Consider the following 21,162-nt stretch of genomic DNA (forward strand, 5'->3'; position numbering starts at 1 on the left):
CCCCACTCCGGGTATGCCCGGCCCTTCCCCAGGAGCGTGAAGCGGGGGGTGGGGGTGGGACGGGGGTGTCGTTGCCCGTCGCCCGGATGTGCTCCTGGTGACCTCTGCGTACAGCTCCGCCTCCACGCCGGTGCGCCCGCGCATCTCCCCACCTGTACCCTCCGAGGCGCCATCCAGGGCGGCGAGAGGATTCATCTGTGTGTGAAGAGCGGTTGAAGGAGTTCTCCCGGCTGCGGCTGGACGGCCGTCCCGTGCCGGAGGACGTACGGCTCCTGGCGACAGCGCAGTGGGAAGGACGCGGGCACCCCTTCGAGCAGTTCGGCATCACGATCCTGGAGCCCGGCGCCCCGCACCCGCTGACCGACTTCAGCTATCTCAGCGCGGAGGAGCGTGCCGATCCGGACATCATGGCCAACTGTGCGGCCTCCACGCAGATGGCCACGTATCTGATGGCCGTGGCCCAGGACGAGGACAGCGGCTTCTACGGGTACTGGCTGCACCCGGAACAGCGGGTGGACCGGCAGCCGCCTCCGGTCGTCAAGGTCGACTCGGAGCTGACCTACTGGGAACTGGGCGGGCGCACCTTCGCCGAAGCCTGCTTGTACGACATCGCGTTCGACGATGACGCGCTGTTCGCGGAGGTGGCCGCGGCCCTCGCCGAGCTGCACGTCCCTGTTTCCGCCGGTTCCCGTGCGGGCCTCGCCGAACTGTCCGCCGATCCCGCCCCGGAGGACACGCACAGGCGGCTCTACCACTCCGAGCGGGAGCGGCTCGGCGCTGCCGGCTGAAGCGCCTGATCACACGGGGCCACGCCGCTTCCGGGTCGGCCGTCGACAGCCGTCGGGCGGTCGGCCGCACGTAGCGGAGCGCACGGGGGTACGGGGGAAGGGTGGCCGGACCGCGGGCGTCGGTGGACCCCTGCTTGTGACGGGAACGGGACAGACGCCTCGGCCGGGGCTCCATTACCCTGACGCTCGAACCGGCGCGGCCCACGGCCTGCGCGGGGCGCCGCGTTCCGTACGGCGAGGGCGCGTTGGGCCGTGGCCTCGCACGAGAGACCCAAGGGGTGACCGTCAGCATGTCCCATCCGGACCATGGTCCGCGCGCTGTTCCGCACCCGGCAGGCGCCCCGGGGTGGCCCGCCGATCCGCCGCCGGTCCGTCCGCTGGGATCCGGCGATCCGGTCACCGCCGGCCCGTACCGGCTGGAGGGCCTGCTCGGTGCGGGCGGCATGGGCCGGGTCTACCTGGCACGCACCCCGGCCGGCAGCGCGGTGGCGGTCAAGGTCGTGCACCGCGAGTACGCGGCCGACGCGTCGTTCCGCAAGCGGTTCGAGCAGGAGGTGTCCGCGGCCCGGCGGGTGCAGGGCCTGTACACCGTGCCGGTCGTCGACGCGGATCTGGGCGCCGACGAACCGTGGCTGGCCACGGCGTACGTCCCGGGGCCGGCGCTGCACGACGCGGTGGCCGAGCGGGGGCCGCTGGCGGTCGCGGCGGTGCTCGCGCTGACGGCGCAGGTCGCCGAGGCGTTGCAGTCCATCCACGCGGCCGGGGTGATCCACCGCGATCTGAAGCCCTCCAACATCCTCCTCAGCGCCGACGGCCCCAAGGTCATCGACTTCGGCATCGCCCGGGCCACTGACGTCACGTCGGTGACGAGTACGGGCATGCTGGCCGGAACGCCCGGTTACATGGCGCCCGAGTACATCAGGGCCGAGAGCCTCACCGAGGCCGTCGACGTCTTCGCCCTCGGCGCCATCGCCGCGTTCGCCGCCACGGCGCGGCCGGCGTTCGGCGGCGCGGGGCACAGCGTGCTGTACCGCATCCTCGAACAGGCCCCGGACCTCGACGGCTGCCCCGAACCGGTGCGGACCGTAGCCGCCCGCTGTCTGGAGAAGGACCCGCGGAACCGACCCGGTCTGACCGAGGTCATCCAGCTGTGCCGTACGGCCGAGGCCGGACCCCCGGCTCCTGCCGTGCCGTCGCCGCGCACCGTCCTCGACCCCGCGGCCGCCTTCCACGGCGCCGCCACCGCACCGGCGGCGCCGCGGGGGCAGGAACCGGCGCCGGGCGCGGTGACCGTACCCGAGCCCGCGCAGCCCGATCCCCTCACGGCCGCGCCGCCGATGTCCGTGCCCGCGCTGGTGGGCGGAGTCGGGGTGCTGGCTGTGGTCGGCGTCCTGATTGCCGTACTGCTGCCGGACAGTTCGTCCCACGACGACAAGCCCACCGCGATGGCACCGACGGCCACGCTCGGCGGCTACCTCCACGGCAAAGGGCCGGAAGGTCTGGCGTTCAGCCCCGACGGCAAGACCCTCGCGACGGGCAGCGCGGACGGCACGGTGCGGCTGTGGGACGTGGCCCGCCGCAAGGTCCGGGCGACCCTGGCCCTGCGCCCGGCGCCGGGCAGCACCACGGTGTCGGTGACCGCGGTCGCCTTCAGCCCCGACGGGCGTCTGCTCGCCGCCGGGACGGGCAGCAGCGTCGTGGCGCTGTGGGACGTGGCCCAGCGGCGGCAGGTCGCCTCCATCACGACGACCGACGACGATTCGGACATCCTGGACAGCGTGGCGTTCAGTCCCGATGGCCGGCTCCTGGCCACGGCGAGCGAGGGCGGCGCGCACCTCTGGAACGCGCAGTCCGGCCGGGATCTGGGCAAGCGGGTCGCCGTTCTCGACGACGACATGCAGGCGATGCAGGTGGCGTTCAGCCGCGACGGGAAGACGCTGGCCACGGTGGGCTGGGACGGCGACCGGAGCCCCGGCTCCGAGGGAGTCGTGCAGCTCTGGGACACGGCCCGACACAAGGTGCGCAAGGAGCTCGGCAGCGCCGAGGAGGTCTACGGCGTCTCCTACAGCGCCGACGGCGAAGCCATCGCCGTCGCCGCGAAGAACCGGTCGGTCGAGGTGCGGAACGCCTCCGACGGCAGCCTCGCGGACACCGTCAACGAGACGATAGTGGTGCCGGTCCAGAGCGTGCAGTACGGCCCTCGCGGCTCCGTCCTCGCCGTGTTCAACGGCGATGTCGTCAAGGTCTGGGACATGGCGGAGAACAAGCTGAGGTACGAGTTGACCGGCAACAACTGGAACGTGCAGCACTTGGCGTTCAGCCCTGACGGCACGCTCGTCGCGTCGGCGAGCTCCGACGGTGCCGTCTACCTGTGGAAGCTCCCACGGTCATGACCTGACCCGCGGGCCTGACCTGCGGACCGCCCGGGACGGGCGCCTCTCAGCCACCCCCGGCCGTCGCGCTCCGGCGCCTGTAGTGGCGAGCCGCCCGGGCGCGGTTGCCGCAGGACGGCTTGCACCACTCCTGGCGTCCGTGGCTCTTCACGAAGTAGCGCACGCAGCGGGGCGCGGTGCAGGAGCGCAGCTGCTCGCGCTGCGGGCCGCTGAGGAAGTCGATGGCCGATCGGGCCAGGGTCGCGAGGAGCCGTACGTACGGGTCTGTCTCCGCGGACAGCAGTCGGGTACCGGGAACTCCACCGGCCGGCCAGTCCAGTTGAGGCGCCACCGGTTCGCGCGCGGCGACCGTGTTGAGGTGGGTCATGGCCCGGTCGGCGGGCATCAGTCGATGGGCGTCCGCCGGGCTGGGCGGGGCGGGGCTGACCGCCTGGGCGAACAGGGCCCGGACCGCCTGACGGAGCTCGATGACGCGGAGCCTGAGGTCCTCGTCCGCCACGAGATCGGCGGCCGGGACGTGGGCGGCCAGCAGATCCGCCTGCGCCTGGATCCAGTGCGTCGCTCCCCGGACCGTGGCGAGGTCATCGGCGACGCCGCCGTCGCCGTCGTGGCGAACCGTGCTCGCCAGTTCCAGGGGCAGCCAGCGCTCCACGGGACATTCCCCTTCCTTCTCGGTTCCGGGAGTCGACCACTTGATCACGTCCCTGCGCACACTCTAGGGTCTCTAACGGAAAAGACGAGAATTTCCGTTAGTGCGGGGTGGGTGAAGGTGCCTGCCCCTGTACGGACCGTCGGTTGAACCGTCATTGAAGGAGACTGCGGAATGACGCTGCTTGCACAGATCAGCGACCTGCACCTGGACGGCAGCGAGAGGGCGACCGAACGCGCCGTCCGCGTCATGGACTACCTGCGAGCCCTGCCCCGCCCGGTCGACGCGCTCCTGGTCACCGGGGACATCGCCGATCACGGCGAGGAGGCCGAGTACGAGGAAGCCGCCCGGATCCTGGCCGCCCCCTTCCCCGTGCTCACCTGCCCCGGGAACCACGACGCCCGGCCGGCGTACCGGAAGGCCCTGCTCGGTGAGGCGCCCGGGGACGGCCCCGTCAACCGGCTCCACCACGTCACCGGCACCGCGGTCCTGATGTGCGACTCCACCATCCCGGGGGAGGACGACGGGCTCCTCGACACCGATACGGTCACCTGGATCGACACCACCCTCACCGCACTGCCGCAGGACACCCCGGCCCTGATCGCCTTCCACCAGCCGCCGGTCGCGCTCCATCACCCCCTGCCCGACGCCTACATGCTCCAGGAGCCCGCAAGGCTGGCGGCTCTGCTGGATGCCCATCCGCAGGTGGCCGCCGTCCTCACGGGCCACGCCCACACCGCGGCCGCCTCGACCTTCGCCGGACGCCCCCTGATCGTCGGACCGGCCGTCACCTGGACCCTGCGCATGCCCTGGGAGGGCGACCAGGCCGCGGACCGGGACCAGCCGCCCGGTCTCGCGTTCCACGTCCTCGACGAGGAACGGCGGCTGACGACCCACTACCGCGTCGTGCTCCCGTAGGCAGTCGCGCACGGCGTCGACCCGGGCGGGCGGCTCAGTCGGCTGTGCGGAGCGCGACCAGCTCGGAACCGAGCGCGTACACAAGGCGGTTGCCGAGGAAGAACGGGAAGCCGCCGGTGGTGCGACGCCAAGTGATCTTCCCGTCGACGTCGGCCGCGATGACCTCACCCCTTCGGCCCTTCTCCGGGACGTACCAGAGGTTCTGCCCCAAAGCCTCTGCGGTGGGCCCTAGTTCCACGGGACGGCTTCGGGGGAGAGTGGAGGCGGTGCGCAGCGGGTCGCGGTGACTGCCGTCCACGCGGTAGGCGAGCACCTCGGAACCGTCGATGACGGGGTACTCACCGGGCTTCAGTCGCAGGAAGAACGTTCCGTGGTAATCGTCCCCGACCAGGGCGCCCGCCGCGTCCGGCAGGATCAGGCAGGAGTCGGTGAGAAGCGGGATCGACGGATCCCTGCGGCACCCTTCGCGGACGGCCGCCCGGGGCTGGTCCCAGGTGAAGGCGCGTTGCCAGGCCGGGGCACCCGTATCGGCCTCGAAGCCGTACGCCGCCGCCTGCGCGCGGCAGCCGGGTCCGTGCGGGGCTGTCACCACGACGATGCGGTAGCGGGTGGGCAGCACCTGTGCGATGTCACCTCCGGGAAGGTCGAGGGGACTTGACCGGAGCCGGTCCTCACCGTTCAGGAGGGTCACGAGACGGCCGTCGGCGACGGATACCAGCGGATCACATCTCCGCCAGAGGTGGTCCGGCCTTCCCCCCTGCATCCCGCCCTGGTCACATGGGCCGGCGAAGACGGCCGGGCCGCGGGTTCGGCGCTTCCACCGGATCTGGCCGGTGGCCGCGTCCCAGGCTGTCAGTGTGCAGGAGGATTCGGGCAGGCACGTGGCCGCCACCGCCGTACGCGTTTGCGTTTGCGATGCCAACGCAACAGTGACATAACGCAGTTCCCCAGGGGTACGGGCCGGAGGGTAGGCGAGTTCCGTGAAGCGACCGGTCAGGGGATCGAGCGTCGCGACGAACGGCAATCGGCCGGGCACGGGCGCGCCGATGAGCGTCAACGGCATCTCCGACGGGCTGACGACGGCGTGCACCTGCCCCGGCCGTCCGGTGAGGGCGAACCGGGCCGGCAGCCTCGTACGCCAGAGGACCTCCCCGCTCGGGTCGACCCTCGCCACCACTCTGCCCTGCCCGATGACCCCCAGGCGCCGGTTCACCAGCGCCCAGCCGCCCGATCCATCCGTCGGCACGGGCAACGGCACACGAAAGGCGTCCTCGACTTCCTCGTACCACTCGACGTCCGACGGACCGGGCGCGAAGCAGCCGGCGAGCAACGGAAGGAGAAGCAGAAGACCGAACAGTCTGCGCATGAAGAACCCCTTGCCCCACCCTGTACGGGTGCGCCGGTGGCGGGCAGCACGAATGATGACCGATTCGGTCACGGAACGGATCACCCTGTGCGCATGCACGTGCGCGACGACCGGCTCAACTCCCCTTGTGTGGCACGCTCATGGCGCTAGGGTCGCCGGATGGGACTCTTCAGCCGCCGCAAGGAAAGCAGCAACGGAACACACCGACTGCTGCTGATGAAAGACGGGCACGTGAAGAACGTGCCGACCTCCCTGTTCGGGATGGAGCTCGTGCAGGAGGTCAGCCGCCTCCTGGGATCCGAGCACATACGGTCGACCAGGATCAGTGACGAACTGACCCTCTGGCACTCCGAGATCGCGCCCGGCCGGCCCCACCCGGGTGCGCCCAACGCCGCGGCGAGCAGCCTCGCGGCCGAGCACGGTTCACCTCCGGTCACCGGGCCCGCCGTGGTCACCGGCGAGATGCTGTACGGGTCTCCCTATCCGCTGGACGCGGACAAGGCGGCGCAGATGGCGACCCGCCTGGGCGGATAGCGGTCGGCCGCGCGCGGTACCCCGCCTGGCGGACAGCGGTCGGTCTCGCGCGGCACGCGCCTGGGCAGAGAAGCGGTAAGCCCTGCGCGGTACCCCGCCTGGCGGACAGCGGCCGGTCTCGCGCGGCACGCGCCTGGGCAGAGAACGGTAGGCCGCGCGCGGTAACCGCCTGGGCGGCGAACGGTCGGCCGCGCGCGGCGAGGGTCGGCCGGCCGGTCCGGCCACGGGTGTCTACTGGCCCTGGCCCTCGTCCCCCTGCTGCGACATCGCCTCTTCGGCTCGCCGGCACCACTCCTGCGCCTGCCGCGTGTGTCCCTCCCGCTCCGAGAGGTTCGCCAGCCGGACCATCGCGTCGATGTGCCCGGCCTCGGCGGCCTTCTCGTACCAGCCCTGCGCCGCGTGCAGATCACGAGCCCGTTCCCTGGAACGCCCCAACTCGTACGCCGCTTTGGCGTCCCCCTTCCGGGCACGTTCGGTCATCCATGCGTCGAGTTCGGCGGCCAGCTCGGAGCGGCTGAGCAGGTCCGTGAGCCGGCGGGCGCCCTCGTCGTCGCCGGCCCTGGCCGACTTGCGGTACCAGGACTTCGCCGCCTCCTGGTCGCCCTTCTCCAGGGACAGTGCGCCCAGGGCGTTCATCGCTGCGGTGGATCCGCCGTCCGCCGCCTGCCGGGCCCACCGTGCGGACTCGTCGACGTCGCCCCGCTGGTACAGCAGCTGCCCGAGGGCGTAGGCCGCGTCGGCGAGACCCGCCTCGGCGGCCCGGCGGTACCAGCTCTCGGCCCCTGCTTCGGCGCCCCGCTTCTGACACAGCTCGCCGAGGACGGCCATCGCGTGCGTGTTGCCGCCATCCGCCGAACGCCGGTACCAGCGCTCGGACTCGACGTGCTCGCCGCGCCGCCTCAGGAGATACCCGAGCATCTCCATCGCGCGCACGTGCCCGCCCCCGGCAGCCTCCCGCAGCAGTGCCTCGGCCTCGGCGTACCGTCCCCACTCCCCGATCATCGCCCCGAGGGCGGCGGCCGCATCGGGATGCCTCATCTCGGCGGCCAGGCGCAGCCAACGTTCGCCGCCGGGCCGGTCGTTGTGCGTACCGAGATACAGGCCGTACCAGAACATCGCCTCGGTATCCCCCGCCTCGGCGGCCTCACGCAGACGGCCGTCCTCGGCACGCTCACGCAGACGCCGGGCCTCGACGTCCGCACGCAGACCGCCGTCCTCGTCGCCGCCCGTCCCCTCGTTCCTTGAACTCCCCCGCATGAGACGCCCCTTACGCGTCAGTGGTGCGCCGATCGTGCGTGCTGTGAGACGGCGACGGCGGCTCGCGCGGTTCCGGCCCCGGCCGGCCGCACCGCAGGTGCGGATGGCGGGCGCGGGACGCCCGTCGGGTGGTCCCGCTCACGCACGGACAGCCATGAGGCCTCCCTCATCCCTCATCCCTCTCCCTGAGCCATTCCAGTACCTGCTGTGCGTGGGTGTTCGGCGGGAAGACCGGATAGAAGACGTGCTCGATCACGCCGTCACGGATGACGAGGGTGATGCGCTTGTACAGGGGCACCCCGTCGGCCCGGAAGGTGGGCAGCCCGAGCAGGGCGGAGAGCCGGAAGCCGGTGTCGGAGAGCATCGGGAACGGGAGCCGGAGCCGGTCCACGACCTCCTGCTGGTACGCGGTGTCCTGGCTGGACAGCCCGAACACATGGGTCACCCCGGCGGCCTTGAGGTCGTCGTGGTGGTCGCGGAAGTCGCACGCCTCGCTGGTGCACCCGCGTGCTCCGGGGATGCTGTTCCAGCCTTCGGGAAGGTCGGTGTCGGGGCGTCCGGTGAGCGGGTAGCAGTAGACGATCGACCGGCCCTCGCCCAGATCGTGCAGCGCGACGTTGCCCCCGGTGGTGTCGGGCAGTTCGACGTCCGGGACCGGGCGGCCCGGGAGATGGGCGGCCGCTCCGTCGTCCTCGGGGACGGGGAGGTCTGCGGGCAGATCGGTCAGGTGGCTCACGGTGTTCTCCTCGGCGCCCTCGGCGTGGGCGCGGCTGTTGCGGTGGGCTGCCTCGTGCGGATGCCGGGCCGGTACGGACCGGCGGGCGGTGAGTTCCTCGATCCGCAGCGCGCGACCTCACTGATCCTCATGGTCCGACGACCGTAAACCCTGCCCCCGGGGGCAACGTCAAGGGCCTGCCGGGCGAGGTCTGCCGGCCCCCGGCTCCGCGCCACGTCCACGCCCGCGGCGGGAACCACGAGGGCACCCGGCGGCGTCCTTTCAAGGACTCGGACGATCACCGACACGCTTCCAGAGGACCTCGCCTCCATGACCGCAACAGCCACCCGTTACCTCTACCTCACGCGCCACGGCGAAGCCTCACCGGACGAGAGCGAGCTGACGGAGAGCGGTCGACGGCAAGCGGTACTTCTGGGTCAGCGGCTCCGGGGCTGCCCTCTCACGGCCATCCACCACGGCCCCCTTCCCCGGGCCGCGCAGACCGCCCGGCTGATCCGTGAACAGCTCGACGGCGTTCCCCTTCAGGTGTCCGAGCCGGCTGGGGACTACGTTCCGTACCTGCCGCAACGACACGAGCTGCCTCCGGAATCGGCCGCCGCCATGGTCGCCCGCCTGGCCGGGTTTCCCGCCCAGGAGCGCGAACGGGGGCCAGAGTTGGCCCGGGAAGCCCTCGTACGGTTCACGGGGCCGGTGGACGGGGAGCAGCCGCGTCACGAACTGCTCGTCACCCACAACTTCCTCACCGGCTGGCTCGTCCGGGATGCCCTCGACGCTCCGAAGTGGCGGTGGATGGGCCTCTACCACGCCAACGCCGCCCTGACCGTGATCCGGTACGAGCCCGGCCGGCCCGCGGCCGTGCTCCTCTACAACGACACCGGGCACCTGCCCACGGAGCTGCGCGCGGCCTGCTTTCCGGCCGACCTTCACCTCTGAGGGTGCGTCGAGGAGGCGTATGCGTCGGCGGGGCGCGGCCTCGTCCGCGGCGGCCACTCCAACCCCGGATTACGGCCCGGCCGGATCCGGCCCCGCGACCACGGGCGCGACGCGCACCGATGCAGTGCGCCTCCTGCCCCGAGCAGGGGCAAGAGGCGCAGGAGCGTACCGGGGCATGGACGGCGGGCCCGTACGCGGGTGACGGCTATCGGCGGGCCCGTACGCGGGTGACGACTATCGGCGCTGCCGGCGTCCGCCCACGACCGTAAGGACGATGAGACCCACCCCGACCAGGGTGGTGACGATCCCCGTAAGAAGGAAGCCCGACGACGACGAGCCCATCTGCGAGAGCAGGATCATCAGGATGCCGAGGATGACCAGCATGGCCATATGCCGGGTATATCGGGACAGTTGACCGATCACGGACGAGGTTCCTCACTTCTGGGGACGGTGCCGCGTGACGGTAGCAGCCCCGGGCCGGCCGGGCCTCTTCCGGTCGTTGCATGATGCCGGGCCGAGATCGGCGTCCGAATTCCGGTGATCGGTCACGGCGCCCTTCACGCACGTGCCAGGCGCTTCGTCCGGGGCGCAGGGGTTCGGCCGCAGCCCTGGGCTCACCCGGGCGAGGAGTCGGGGGCGGGCGTCGCGGTGACTCTGTGTATACCGAGGGGGCGCGTCACGGTCCCGTGGCCCCGTGCATGCCCGAAGGGCGCGGGGCGATGGTGATTCTCGCCCCGCGCCCTCCGGGTGGTGGCTCAGCGCGCGGCGTGGCCGAAGGCGCTGCCGGCTGCGGGCAGGCCGCCGGTGCCGGGCTGGTACGTGGTCACCGTGCCGTCGGTGCCGCCGGGGATGACGTTGCCGACCGGCAGGGCGTACAGCGCACCGTAGGTGCTGGGGCCGTAGGGCAGGCCGGCGTAGAGGCGGGTGCCGGTGAAGTGGATGCTCTCGCCCAGGCGCTGGCCCGCCTTGGAGGTGCCGGGGATGCCGTCGCCGTCGCCGGCCTCGATCCACAGATCGTTGTCACCGGCCGCGCCCAGCATCGAGAAGACGTGGATCGCGCCGGATTCCTTCTCCGTGCCGATGGCCTCGCCCGGGGTTCCGACGGCGACGAGCAGGGAGGAGGCGGTGGCCACCTGGCGCGGCGCGGTGTTGATCGCGGTCAGGCTCTCGCCCATCCGGTCGCCGGTCTCCGAGGTACCCGAGACCGTGTCGTCCGCTTCGCCCTGCCGCAGTTCGCGCAGGTAGGTCCAGGTGTTGTCGGCGTTGATCCGCACCAGGACGGCCCGTCCGGCGTCCGCGTGGTCGACGCCGCCGGAGGCGGTGGTCTCGCCCGGCGAACCGATCGCCAGCATCGAGGTGGTGGCGCCGGCCGTGGCGGAGGCGCGGTACGCGGTCATGGCCAGGGCGGCGCCGAACTCGTCGCCCGTCTCGGCGGCGCCGCTCACCGCGTCGTTGCCCTGGTCGACACCGCCGATGCTGGTGGGCCGGCCGTCCGCGTCCAGGGTGTGGTTGAACAGGGCCACCTGGCCGGCGTCGGCTGCGGTGTCGAGGTCCTCGCCGGGAGCGCCGATGGCGAAGAAGTTCCCGTCACCGGTGACGGAGGCGCCGAACCTGTCGCCCGCCTCGGGCGCTCCGGGCACCCCGGTCGGCAGGTCCTGGTGGAGGGAGCGGCTGGTGTCACCGTAGACGTAGAAGGCCATCCCGGCGGCGTCCTCGGTGCCGACGGACTCGCCCGGTACGCCGATGAGGATCCACGGGCGGCCCGCGGCCGTGGTGCCGGCCGCAAGGGCCTTGCCCATGTTGTCGCCGGCCTCGGAGGCCGAGACGGAGAGTGCGCCGGTGCCCGCGCCCTGCTCGAGGTGCTGACTCTTCACCGCGCCGGTGCCCAGGCCGCCGGCGCCGCCGAAGAGTATGTCGACCATGCCGGCGTCCGAGGCGCCGTCCACCGCTTCACCCGGGGTCGCGACCACCAGGTCGGTGTAGCCGTCCTGGTTGTAGTCGACGGTGGCGAGCGCCTCGCCGAAACCGTCGTTCGCCTCGCCCGAGCCGGCCACCCAGTCCAGGTCCTGGTCGATCTGCGCGATGCCCTTGCCGGCGCCGTACACGATCCGGACGAGGCCGGCTCCGGCGTCGCCGCCCACGGTCGCCTTGGCGTCGGCGACGGCGATGTCCTCGACGCCGTCCCCGTTGAAGTCGGTGATGGCGGTGGCGCCGACCTTGGAGTCGATCCAGGACTTCAGGTCGTCGACGCGGGCGGTGACGCCCGCGGTGCTGGTCTGCGTCTCGTCGCTGCCGAAGCAACCGCCCTGGAAGGACTGGCTGTTCAGCGCCACCAGCTGTGCCGCGGTGCCGGTGCCGCGGAGGACCGGGCCGCCGGAGTCACCCATGCACGCGGCGGCGTCCTTGCCGGTGACGGCCGCCGTGGTCGCGGTGGCCGAGTCCACGGTGTAGGTGCCGGTGTGCAGGTTCAGCGGCGCCCATTCGTCCTTGGTGCGGCCGTATCCCGCGAACTTCAGCTCCTCGCCCGCGGCCGGGGCCGCGGTGGCCAGGGTGGCGGGGGCGACGTCGGTGACGGGCCGGTCGAGGCGGGCCAGGACCACGTCACGGTCGGTGCGCGGCACCAGTTCGACGATCTTGCGCTGGGCACCGGAGGTCGAGGTGAGGTCGGTGCGGCCGATCGTCGCGGTCACGTTCGACGCCGGGACCCCGGCGGTCACGGAGAGGCTCTGCGCCGGGTCGGCGGCGAAGCAGCTCGCGGCGGTGAGCAGCCATTCGGCGTCGACCAGGACACCGGAGCAGCCGCGGTCGTTCGCTCCGACGATGATCTGCGCGGTGTAGGCGTGGGTGGTGTCGGAGGCCGCGGAGGCCGGTCCGGTGACGGCGGCGGCGGGTACGGCGCACAGCGCGAGCGGCACGGCCACGAGGGAGGTGGCCGCGGCGAGAACGCGGGAGCGTCTGGTAAGGCGCATGGGATTCAGGGTTCCTTGCTGGACGTGGACGAGGGGTCTGCGGTGCTGAACAGGGCGCCGTCGGGGGCCCTGAGCGCGGCTACTTGGCTGCCCGGATCTCCACGAGCATGTGCTCCCGGCCCTCCGCGTCCGCGGACTCGCCCACCGGGGTCCAGGTGTTCTTGGTGATGTCGAAGGACTTCTCCTCGGTGCCGACGGTCATGTCGACGGTGGTGGAGTAGTCGTTGCCCTTGATCGAGTAGACGGCGGGGATCTCCAGGGTCAGCCAGCCCTCGTTGCCGATGACGTCGAAGCAGATCTTGGCAGCGTTGTCACGGGCCAGGAGCTCGAGCTGCCCGGTGCCGGTCGCACAGTCGGCGAGCGTGATGTGGCCGTCGCCGCGCTTCAGGACGAGGTTCTTCTCCGCCAGGATCTTGTCGGCCTGCGGGTAGTTGTAGTCCTCGACGGCATAGCCCGGGGTTCCGTCCGCGACCAGCCCGGGGGACGTCTCATGGGCGGGCGTCCCAAGGAATCCGGTGGTCATCGCAAGGATCGCGAGAGCACCGGTCGCCGCAGTGCCGAGAATCCTTACCGCAAGCCGGTTTCTCCGCTGCCGCACGGTCATTGTGCTGTGTCTCCTCATGGCATTCCTCAGTTCGAAACGGAATCACGGACATACGAAACAGGCCCTGCATCCAAGGGCTGTGGCGCTGCCTTGGGATGGCTCGTCCGACCCCGTGGCAAGGGTCATGACACTGCGTCATCGCGGTGGGCACCCGCCATGCCAGCACGAAGAAAAGGCCTGGTCCAGCGCCTTGATCCACTCAAAATCGGGCATTGACCGCGCACCGGATGTGACCTTCACCATCTCGCGAAAAGGTTGTACGGACAGTTGTGCGGGTCACGTAAATGCTTAATGTGCAGCCGAACTGAATTGTCCAGATACGGCTACGTAAATGCCTGCATGGCGGCCGAGTTGCATATCCGGGATACGCAACTCGGCTTTCCTCGGCTCGCGTTGATAGGGTCACCGGAATCCAGTGAATGCCCCCACCGCATTCCGTGGCGAGCCCTGCCCACAGGATTGCGACGGGCCTCACCCCACTGCCTTCGCGAGGAATTCCCTTATGCAGACAACGTTCTGGAGCAGACGCCGCGTGCTCGGCGCTCTCGCCGCCGTGACCGCCGTCGCGGCCACCCCTTCGGTCCTGATGCCGGCCACCGCCGCTGCCACCGAAGGCACCGCGCCCGAACCCGTACCGCTGCCGGACACCGACCGCGCCCGGGTCGTCGGCGCGTGGCTGACCGGCGGCAAGGCCGTCAAGGCCGCCGCCGCCGAGGCCCTCTACGGCGCGGAAGCCGACATCCAGACCTTCCTCGCCGAGACGCTGCCGAAGCAGACCGTGGAGGACAACCGGGTCGCGATCGTCCGCAGCCTGGACCGCGCGGGCAAGGGCCTGCGCCGGGAGGCCGTCGCCGCTCTGGACAACGGCGACACCTCCATAGCCGACTTCCTCAAGGACGGCTTCGGCCCCGCCATCCTCGAGGACCTCCAGGTCGCCACCAGCATCGTCGCGTCCACCGGTGACAAGGCGGTGGTACGCGAGGCCAACGCCGCCCTCGACACCGGCACCGCTCCGGCGCTCACCGCCTTCCTCGCCGACCAGCAGTACGACGCGCGCCTGGAGGACACCCGGGTCCAGGTCAGCGCCATGCTGATGTCCGGTGGTCCGGAGGTGCAGAAGTACGCGGACCGCGCGCTCAGCGGCACCGCGGCCGATGCCGAGTGGTTCATGGAGACCGGCCAGCACATCGCGCGCGCCCGCGACCAGGAGTCGGCGACCATCGAGGAACTGGTGGCCGTCGTCGAGCGCGAGGGCAAGCGCGCCGAACGCGAGACCAACCTGGCCGTCGAGGCAGGAGCCCGCGCCGAGACCGCCGCCGCGAAGGCCAAGGAAGCCGCGGAGAAGGCCGCCGCCGAGGCGTCCGCCGCCCAGAACGACGTACAGAAGTCGGCAGCCGCGGCGCGCAAGGCGGCAAGCGCGGCCAAGGGCGCGGCGGACGCCGCACGCAACGCCATCAACGCCTCCAACGCCGCGGTGAAGGCGTCCCGCCGTGCCTCCTGGGCGGCCGTCGGCGCCGCACAGGCCGCCTCGAAGGCGGGCAACGCCGCGGCCCGCGCCTACAACGCCGCGATCGCCGCGTCCAAGGACGCCGGCAAGACGCAGATCGCCAAGGACGCCGCGGTCGCCGCCAAGAACGCCGCCTCCAAGGCCCGTTCGGCCGCCGCCGCCGCTCTGAAGGCGGCCCTCGCCGGCGACGCGTGCAAGGCCGCCGGCAACTCCGCCGCCTCCGCCGCACGGAACTCGGCCGCCGCGGCCACCGCCGCCGCCCAGGCCGCCGTCGCGGCCGGTGCCTCCCAGGCCGAGGCCGCCGAGGCCAAGCGCCAGGCCGCCATCGCCACCAGCGCCGCCAACCGCGCCACCAACGCCGCCTCCACCGCCCAGGCCCTGGCGACCACCGCCGCGGCCGCGGCCCGCGCCGCCTCCGTCGCCGCCAACTCCGCGGCCGACCACGCCGAGAAGGCGGCAGCCGCCGCCGACGAGGCCGTCCTCAACGCGGGCAAGGCCATCGACTACGCCAACAAGTCGACCGCCCACGCCGGCGAGGCCGTGAAGGCGGCCAACCTCGCCACCCAGGCCATCACCGACGCCCTGGAGGTGGAGAAGAACGCCCGCGCCGCCGAGGCCCAGACCCTGGAGCAGGACAAGCAGCAGGCCATCGAGGAGGCCCAGCAGCTCGCCGCCATCGAGCAGACCGAGCTGTCCGACGTCCGCGAGAAGCGGCTGATGGCCGAGCGCACCAGCCAGCAGACCAAGGACGTCATCGCGAACGCGGAAACGGCCCTGTACTCCGGCGACATGACGCTCGCCGCGACCCTGGGCCGCAAGGCCGCGGTCGCCCTGATCGACGCCCGCGGCGCCCACACCCGTCAGGCGGCCCAGCACGCGCTGGCCGGTTCCGACGACGACGTCTTCGCCTGGATCGACCTCGACCGGTCCCTCGCCCAGGGGCAGGACGACCGCGAGACAACCCTCCACGTGGCGACGATCGGCGCACCCAAGGTCGCCGAGGCCGCCGCGGCCGCGCTGGAGAGCAACGACTCGCTCGCCGTCGGGGACTTCCTCACCAGCGGGATGAAGCGCGCCTCGGACGAGGAACTGCGCGTCGCGATCAACAAGATCATGGCTGATGAGGCGGCGGGCAAGGCCGTCAAGGAAGCCGGCAACAAGGCGCTGGACGCCAACACCACCGAATCCCTCAACTACTTCTTCGACCACGACTACCCCCTGGCCGTCCAGGAGGACGACCGGGTCCGCGCCAACCAACTGCTCGTCACCGCCGGTGCGTTCACCAAGGCCTACGCGGAGGTCGCGCTGGAGGGCCCGGCGTGGATGCTGCGCAACTTCATCACCGTGATCCAGTACCGCACCGCGCAGCTCGATTTCGACACCGCCACCCATGTCGCCGCGGTCCGCGGAGCCATCGCCGCGGCCGCGAAGATCGCCGAGAAGGCACAGGAGGACGCGGCCCTCGCCTCGAAGGCCGCCGCCGACGCCCGTAACGCCGCCGCCGAGGCCCAGGAGTGGGCGCAGAAGGCCCTCGACTCCGCCGCCAAGGCCGACGACTACGCCCAGCAGGCGCGGGACAACGCGACCGCCGCCGACAAGTCGGCCGCCGACGCCCAGGCCTCCGCCACCACGGCGAAGAACGCCGCCGCGACCGCCCGCTCCGCCTCCCGTTCCGCCAACTACTCGGCGAACAAGGCCATCGACTCCGCCCGCGCCGCCGCGGCCTCCTCCGCCGCGGCCCAGCGGTCGGCCGCCGCCGCCCGCGCCTCCGAGCTCGCGGCAAGCGCCGACGCGAAGGCCGCCGCCGCCGCGTACTCCCAGGCCAAGCAGATCGCCGCCGACAAGAAGCGGGCCGAGGAGATCGCCAAGGCCAAGGCTGCCGCCCTCAAGGCCCAGGAAGAACGCGAGGCGAAGCAGGACCCGGCCAACAACGACAAGAACAACCAGGTCAACCCCAACGGCACCGCGGACGGCGACGCCGACGAGTGGTGGAACGACGCCCAGTTCTACGCGGACGCCGCCAACGTGGTCAGCATCGGCGCCGGGTTCCTGGCGGCCGGCTGTGCCCTCGCCGCGTTCGTCTTCCCGCCGGCCCTCGCGGCGGCCGGCTTCTTCGCGGGCGTCTCCGCGGGCGCGGGCGCCCTGGGCTCTCTCTTCACGGGCATCGAGCACGGCTTCACCAGCGGCGCCTTCTTCGAGTCCGCCGTCGGCACCGGCCTCAGCCTGGTCTCCTTCGGCGCCTACAAGTGGGTCGGCGCCGCCGACAAGGCACTCGGCGGCGGCCTCGTCAAGCCCGTCGTCAGCAAGATCACCGACACCGGCGAGGACCTGGTCTCCGGCATCACGAAGGGCCTCAGCGACATCTGGGGCCTGGCCGCCTGATCCCCTCCCGCCCAGGGGGCGCCGCCGTCGTGCGGCGCCCCCTGCCCCTCCCCATCCCCCTTCACGGAAAGTTCCTGCCTTCATGCACGGAATACGTACCGGGCGCGCCTCCGGAAGACGCGTCCGCTCAGCGGCCCTGACCGGCCTCACCGCCCTGACCCTCGTTCTCACGACGGCCGTCACGGGCCAGGCGGCAGAGCAGCCCCCCTCCCCGGCGACCACGACGTCGGCCACGAAGGCCGCCGGCACCAGTAGCGAGACCAGCACACTCGCGGTCGGCTCCGGTGAGGACTGCACCGCCACCGCGCCGGGCTCCAAGGAGCGCCGCGCCGGTGCCGTCGAGTCCTGTGTGACGGTCACCCCCGCCCCGGCGAAGGCCGAGGCCCGCACCGGTTTCGCCGCCACCGCCACCGGCGACGTCGGAAGCTGCGACATCACCAACCCCGGCAGCTACAGCTACGAGCGCTTCTCGTACTGCGTGACCGGAATCAACGTCACCTACATCCTCCGCAACGCCAACGGCGTGGAGATCGGCCGCGGCACCCTGGCGGTCTCCACCGGCGGCGACCTCTCCGCGACCGCCACGACCTGGAGCGAACAGGTCACCGTCACGATGACCAGCGCCGCCGGCGATGTCACCGCCCTGGACGCCAAGTTCCGCGCCTCCTGCACCGCCGGCTGCACCGCCACCAAGACCGCCCCCTGGTACAACAGCGACCTCGTCGTCGGGAAGACCCTCACCGGCACCGTCACCTACTCCTCGCCGCAGACGACGGGCTCCTCCGCCTCCTTCCTCACGTCGTACGCGATGTACGTGACGTCCCCGGGTGCGACGGCGGTCGACCCGAACGCGTCATGGAAGAACGCGCGTCAGATCAGGTGCGACGACGCGGTCGGGGGCACTTCGGTGGCGGGGTGTGCGGTCCCCTCGATCACGCCTGTCGTGCCGATGGACACCCGCACCTCGGGCCAGGGCGCCGCGGTGGCCGCCTACGTGTGGGCCCAGACGAACCTGGACGATCACTGGGGGCGCGACAAGCTCCTGACCCGGGCGACGAGCGGCATTTCTGATCGCGCGAACAGGACCTGCGGCAGCTTCACGGCCATCGACATCATTCCGGACGACACCTGCGCCGGCTTTCCCTTCGCGGAGACACAGGAAGGCGGCATCGACGGCTCCCAGTGTGCCGAGGTCATTCCCAGCTTCAGCAACGGCGGTTGGGATTTCACCGCGCTGAACGGCGGTTCGGACCTGGATCCCACCACCCCTTGCGTGCGGGCCCACGTCCCGGCCGGCAACAAGAGTTTCGCCGATACCCAACTCACCTCGGGATTCCAGGCCCAGAGAGTGATCGACGCCGATCAGTTCGAGCTGAAGGTCACGGCGACATCCCCCGGCTCCTGCCTGAACAGCCCGCCGTCAGGCTCCCGGCAGTCCGGCCGCGGGTGGATCAAGAACACCACTGAGACGGTCCCCCACATCAACAGGACCGACCCGTCCAGCCCGGCCGGGGAGCGGGCGAGCGTGGCTCAGGCCTGCCTCGGTAACCCGTACGAGCTGGGAAGCGACGCCACGGGCGGGGAGATCACCGGGTGGCAGGATGCCCAGGCGTTCGCCGCGCTCCCCGGCGTGCCTACGGCCGGGCTCGCCCGATGCCACCTGATCGCCAATGTCTTCGGTGGCACCGGCCTGGTCGGAGACGGCGGGCTGACCAACCTCGTTCCCTGCTGGCAGGTGGGAATGAATACGGGAACACCGAGTATGCGGACCCACGAGGCCGAAGTGGTCAACGAGCTGGATGCCGACGATTTCGGTCCGAACGACTCGATCTTCTATGAGGTGACACCCGTCTACGAGAGCGCCGACAGTACGATCCCCATTGGGGTGAACATGACCGGTACGCTGGTGCGGGCGAACGGATGGTCACATCCGGTTTTCGACGACGAATTCATCCCCAATACCCAGGGCAATAGCGGAAGTTACAACCTGGGAAACTGACTTAGGTCAGTTCGTGCCATCGGGAGCAATCATGAGTATCACTACGCCACCGCGGCCGCACGACGTGACCGCGCTCTTCCCTCAACTTGCCCCGCTGGCACGCACGGCGACCCGCCTGCACCCGCGGCCCGGGTCGCCGACCATGCACGACAGCTCCGTCGGCGGACCACTCCTGTGGCCCGCCGACGAGCCATGGCCCCACTGCGCGGGGCCCCACGTACGGTACGGACGGCAGCTGGCCCTCTCCCCGGCCGACGTCCGGTGGGAGCGGCGCATCCGGGCGGAACTGACCGGCCGGCCGTGCAGCGACCCCGATCTCCCCCTGGCCGCCCGGTACACGCCTGAAGAAGCAGCGATCGCGAAGCGGATCAAGGCTGGACGCCCATGGCCCGAGGGGCCCGTCGCCATGCTTCCCATGGCCCAGCTGTACGTGCGCGATGTTCCCGGCCTGCGCCCGCCCGGGCAGTCCGAGGCCGATCTGCTCCAGGTGCTCTGGTGTCCCTTCGACCACCCGGCGAACCCCACGACCACATTGCGCTGGCGGTCCACCGCCGAGATCACCAACGTACTCGACGCACCACCGGAGCCGTCCGCGATGCAATCCCGCGGCTACCTGCCGGAGCCGTGCCTGCTCGCACCGGAACAGATCACCGAATACCCCGACCCCTTGGAGCTGAGCAAGGAGCTGCGAGAGATACTGCTCGACTGGTCCAACTGGCAGGCGGCCGGAGCGGCGGTCGACATTTCCTACTGGGTCGATCCGGGTGACTTCTACGCGAGCCAACTGTCCGTCGCCCCCGGCTGGAAGGTCGGCGGCTGGACCCGCTGGGGGCTCACCGACCCCATGCCCCGGCACTGCCCGGAATGCGGCACCTCCACAGACCCGCTGCTGACCATCGCCGGCTCCGAATGGAGTGCGAACACCAAGGACTGGGCCCCTGACGAGGACGGGGCAAACCCCACCTCGCCCCTCCCACTGCCCACGTCCCAACATCCCACCGAGCTCGACATCGCCCGCGGCTACAACCTGCAGCTCCACGCCTGCCCGGTCTCGGTCGACCATCCCCACATCGAACTGATCCAGTAGCCGGTACGCCGGGAGCCGCCTGACATGTCGCGCTCGCCGCTCGCCGCCGGCCCGGGAGAATCCCCGTCCGCGCCGCTCACACGGCCGGGCGGTCGGCCCCGGCCCCTTCGGTGGAGTTCACGCCGAAGGCGTGCGCCCCGCCGTCGATGGTCCACCCGGCGGCAAGCGGCATGAGGTCCCTGATCCGGACGCTCCGCAGGCCGTCGGCCGTGGGAAGAATGACCCTGATACCCGGGTGGTAGTCGAAGAGCACCTGACGGTCCCGGCCGCACGGGTCGAAGACGCCCCGTTCGAGATTGCCCACCGCGACGATCGTCGTGAGCTCCCTGGCACCGGACGCGCGGGCGTGCCCCAGCGCGACGAGTTCGGCGCACGGGCCGCCGGTGAAGTGGTAGACGTTGATGCCGCCGTAGATCTTTCCGTCGGCCCCGCGCACGGCGGCGCCCATGGTGTGCGCCCCCTCCTCACCATCGGTGTTCGCGTCGACAATGCGCTTGGCGAAGGCGATGAGTTCGAGGTCCTCGGATGTCAGCTCGCGGCAGGGAATGTCCATGCCGCGCATGATAGGCCGCGCCCTCAAGCAGCGGTTCCCGCTCAACGTCCGTGCGGGTGCTCACTTCGGCAGCGTGGAGGCGTCGCCCACCCCAACGCTTGGCCGGCACCGCACCGTGACGAGTGAGAGATGAGAGCTGCCTCCAACTCTTCCCCGGCCGCCGCGGCCGCCGCAGTCGCCGCCGGACCAGGACCGTCCCAGAAGTCCCGGCTCTCCCGGCTCTACCGGCTCTCCCGGAAAGCAGCGATGCCGGCCGCGGTGCCGACGGGATTCGAACCCGCGGACGGATAGGGGCAGGCCCGCCCCGTCCCCATCAGTCGCCGTGAGCGGGACCTCGCTCACGCCGATCGCAATGGGCCGCTCTGCCACGGCACCACGGCCTGCGAGACGGCGCGCCATCCCGCTCCGCCTCAAGGTAGACGACCGTCCGGTGTACGGCGAGCCGTTGTCCGGCACCGGCGGCCACTGCTGAAGTGCCACGGAAGTT

General features: G+C 71.4%; 16 protein-coding genes and 1 tRNA gene. 8 read left to right on the top strand and 9 right to left on the bottom strand.

The genetic code is table 11. From position 1 onward, the window contains the following. Window positions 1-197: 197 nt before the first annotated feature. Window positions 198-788: a hypothetical protein gene (locus OG446_RS13010; protein ID WP_328894189.1), complete on the top strand. Its 591-nt coding sequence runs from the start codon at window positions 198-200 to the stop codon at window positions 786-788. 290 nt (window positions 789-1,078) lie between these two features. Continuing rightward, window positions 1,079-3,181, top strand: a complete 2,103-nt coding sequence (locus OG446_RS13015; RefSeq protein ID WP_328894190.1) for a WD40 repeat domain-containing serine/threonine protein kinase — start codon at window positions 1,079-1,081, stop codon at window positions 3,179-3,181. Window positions 3,182-3,227: 46 nt separating this feature from the next. Here the strand turns inward: OG446_RS13015 and OG446_RS13020 are convergent, their stop codons facing one another. Continuing rightward, complete coding sequence (locus OG446_RS13020) at window positions 3,228-3,833, bottom strand: CGNR zinc finger domain-containing protein (protein ID WP_328894191.1); 606 nt, start codon at window positions 3,831-3,833, stop codon at window positions 3,228-3,230. 171 nt (window positions 3,834-4,004) lie between these two features. On the opposite strand from OG446_RS13020, the gene OG446_RS13025 reads away from it, so the two are divergent. Then, window positions 4,005-4,748, top strand: coding sequence for a metallophosphoesterase (locus tag OG446_RS13025; RefSeq protein ID WP_328894192.1), 744 nt, complete (start codon window positions 4,005-4,007; stop codon window positions 4,746-4,748). Window positions 4,749-4,782: 34 nt separating this feature from the next. Here the strand turns inward: OG446_RS13025 and OG446_RS13030 are convergent, their stop codons facing one another. Continuing rightward, window positions 4,783-6,114, bottom strand: a complete 1,332-nt coding sequence (locus OG446_RS13030; protein WP_328894193.1) for a PQQ-binding-like beta-propeller repeat protein — start codon at window positions 6,112-6,114, stop codon at window positions 4,783-4,785. 159 nt (window positions 6,115-6,273) lie between these two features. Between OG446_RS13030 and OG446_RS13035 the strand changes: the two genes are divergently transcribed. Further along, window positions 6,274-6,648, top strand: coding sequence for a hypothetical protein (locus OG446_RS13035; RefSeq protein ID WP_328894194.1), 375 nt, complete (start codon window positions 6,274-6,276; stop codon window positions 6,646-6,648). A gap of 231 nt (window positions 6,649-6,879) precedes the next feature. Here OG446_RS13035 and OG446_RS13040 read toward each other — a convergent pair whose 3' ends face one another. Both OG446_RS13040 and OG446_RS13045 read right to left on the bottom strand, forming a co-directional pair. Beyond that, window positions 6,880-7,905, bottom strand: a complete 1,026-nt coding sequence (locus OG446_RS13040) for a tetratricopeptide repeat protein (protein WP_328894195.1) — start codon at window positions 7,903-7,905, stop codon at window positions 6,880-6,882. A gap of 166 nt (window positions 7,906-8,071) precedes the next feature. Continuing rightward, the gene (locus tag OG446_RS13045; RefSeq protein ID WP_328894196.1) at window positions 8,072-8,641 is read right to left on the bottom strand and encodes a peroxiredoxin; all 570 of its coding nucleotides are present in this window, start codon (window positions 8,639-8,641) and stop codon (window positions 8,072-8,074) included. A 309-nt stretch (window positions 8,642-8,950) separates the two neighbouring features. Between OG446_RS13045 and OG446_RS13050 the strand changes: the two genes are divergently transcribed. Further along, on the top strand, window positions 8,951-9,574 hold the full coding sequence (locus OG446_RS13050) for a histidine phosphatase family protein (RefSeq protein WP_328894197.1): 624 nt from the start codon (window positions 8,951-8,953) through the stop codon (window positions 9,572-9,574). A gap of 234 nt (window positions 9,575-9,808) precedes the next feature. On the opposite strand, the gene OG446_RS13055 is transcribed toward OG446_RS13050, so the two are convergent. The 3 genes from OG446_RS13055 to OG446_RS13065 all read right to left on the bottom strand — a co-directional run bounded on the left by OG446_RS13055 (window position 9,809) and on the right by OG446_RS13065 (window position 13,066). After that, on the bottom strand, window positions 9,809-9,964 hold the full coding sequence (locus OG446_RS13055) for a hypothetical protein (RefSeq protein WP_328894198.1): 156 nt from the start codon (window positions 9,962-9,964) through the stop codon (window positions 9,809-9,811). A 365-nt stretch (window positions 9,965-10,329) separates the two neighbouring features. Next, a complete protein-coding gene (locus OG446_RS13060) occupies window positions 10,330-12,543 on the bottom strand; it encodes a trypsin-like serine protease (protein ID WP_328894199.1) in 2,214 nt (737 codons plus the stop codon). 79 nt (window positions 12,544-12,622) lie between these two features. Continuing rightward, complete coding sequence (locus tag OG446_RS13065) at window positions 12,623-13,066, bottom strand: hypothetical protein (protein ID WP_328894200.1); 444 nt, start codon at window positions 13,064-13,066, stop codon at window positions 12,623-12,625. A gap of 583 nt (window positions 13,067-13,649) precedes the next feature. Here OG446_RS13065 and OG446_RS13070 point away from each other — a divergent pair. From OG446_RS13070 to OG446_RS13080, 3 genes are all read left to right on the top strand, one after another. Continuing rightward, complete coding sequence (locus OG446_RS13070) at window positions 13,650-17,036, top strand: ALF repeat-containing protein (RefSeq protein WP_328894201.1); 3,387 nt, start codon at window positions 13,650-13,652, stop codon at window positions 17,034-17,036. Between the two features lie 82 nt (window positions 17,037-17,118). Next, on the top strand, window positions 17,119-19,035 hold the full coding sequence (locus tag OG446_RS13075; RefSeq protein WP_328894202.1) for a DNA/RNA non-specific endonuclease: 1,917 nt from the start codon (window positions 17,119-17,121) through the stop codon (window positions 19,033-19,035). A gap of 31 nt (window positions 19,036-19,066) precedes the next feature. After that, entirely contained in the window at window positions 19,067-20,122 is a 1,056-nt protein-coding gene (locus OG446_RS13080) for a hypothetical protein (RefSeq protein WP_328894203.1), read from the top strand. A 76-nt stretch (window positions 20,123-20,198) separates the two neighbouring features. Here the strand turns inward: OG446_RS13080 and OG446_RS13085 are convergent, their stop codons facing one another. Then, on the bottom strand, window positions 20,199-20,675 hold the full coding sequence (locus OG446_RS13085) for a cytidine deaminase family protein (protein ID WP_328894204.1): 477 nt from the start codon (window positions 20,673-20,675) through the stop codon (window positions 20,199-20,201). 256 nt (window positions 20,676-20,931) lie between these two features. Then, window positions 20,932-21,050, bottom strand: a tRNA-OTHER gene (locus tag OG446_RS13090). Window positions 21,051-21,162 lie beyond the last annotated feature (112 nt).

It is taken from the genome of Streptomyces sp. NBC_00236, from assembly GCF_036195045.1.
Taxonomy (GTDB): Bacteria; Actinomycetota; Actinomycetes; order Streptomycetales; family Streptomycetaceae; genus Streptomyces.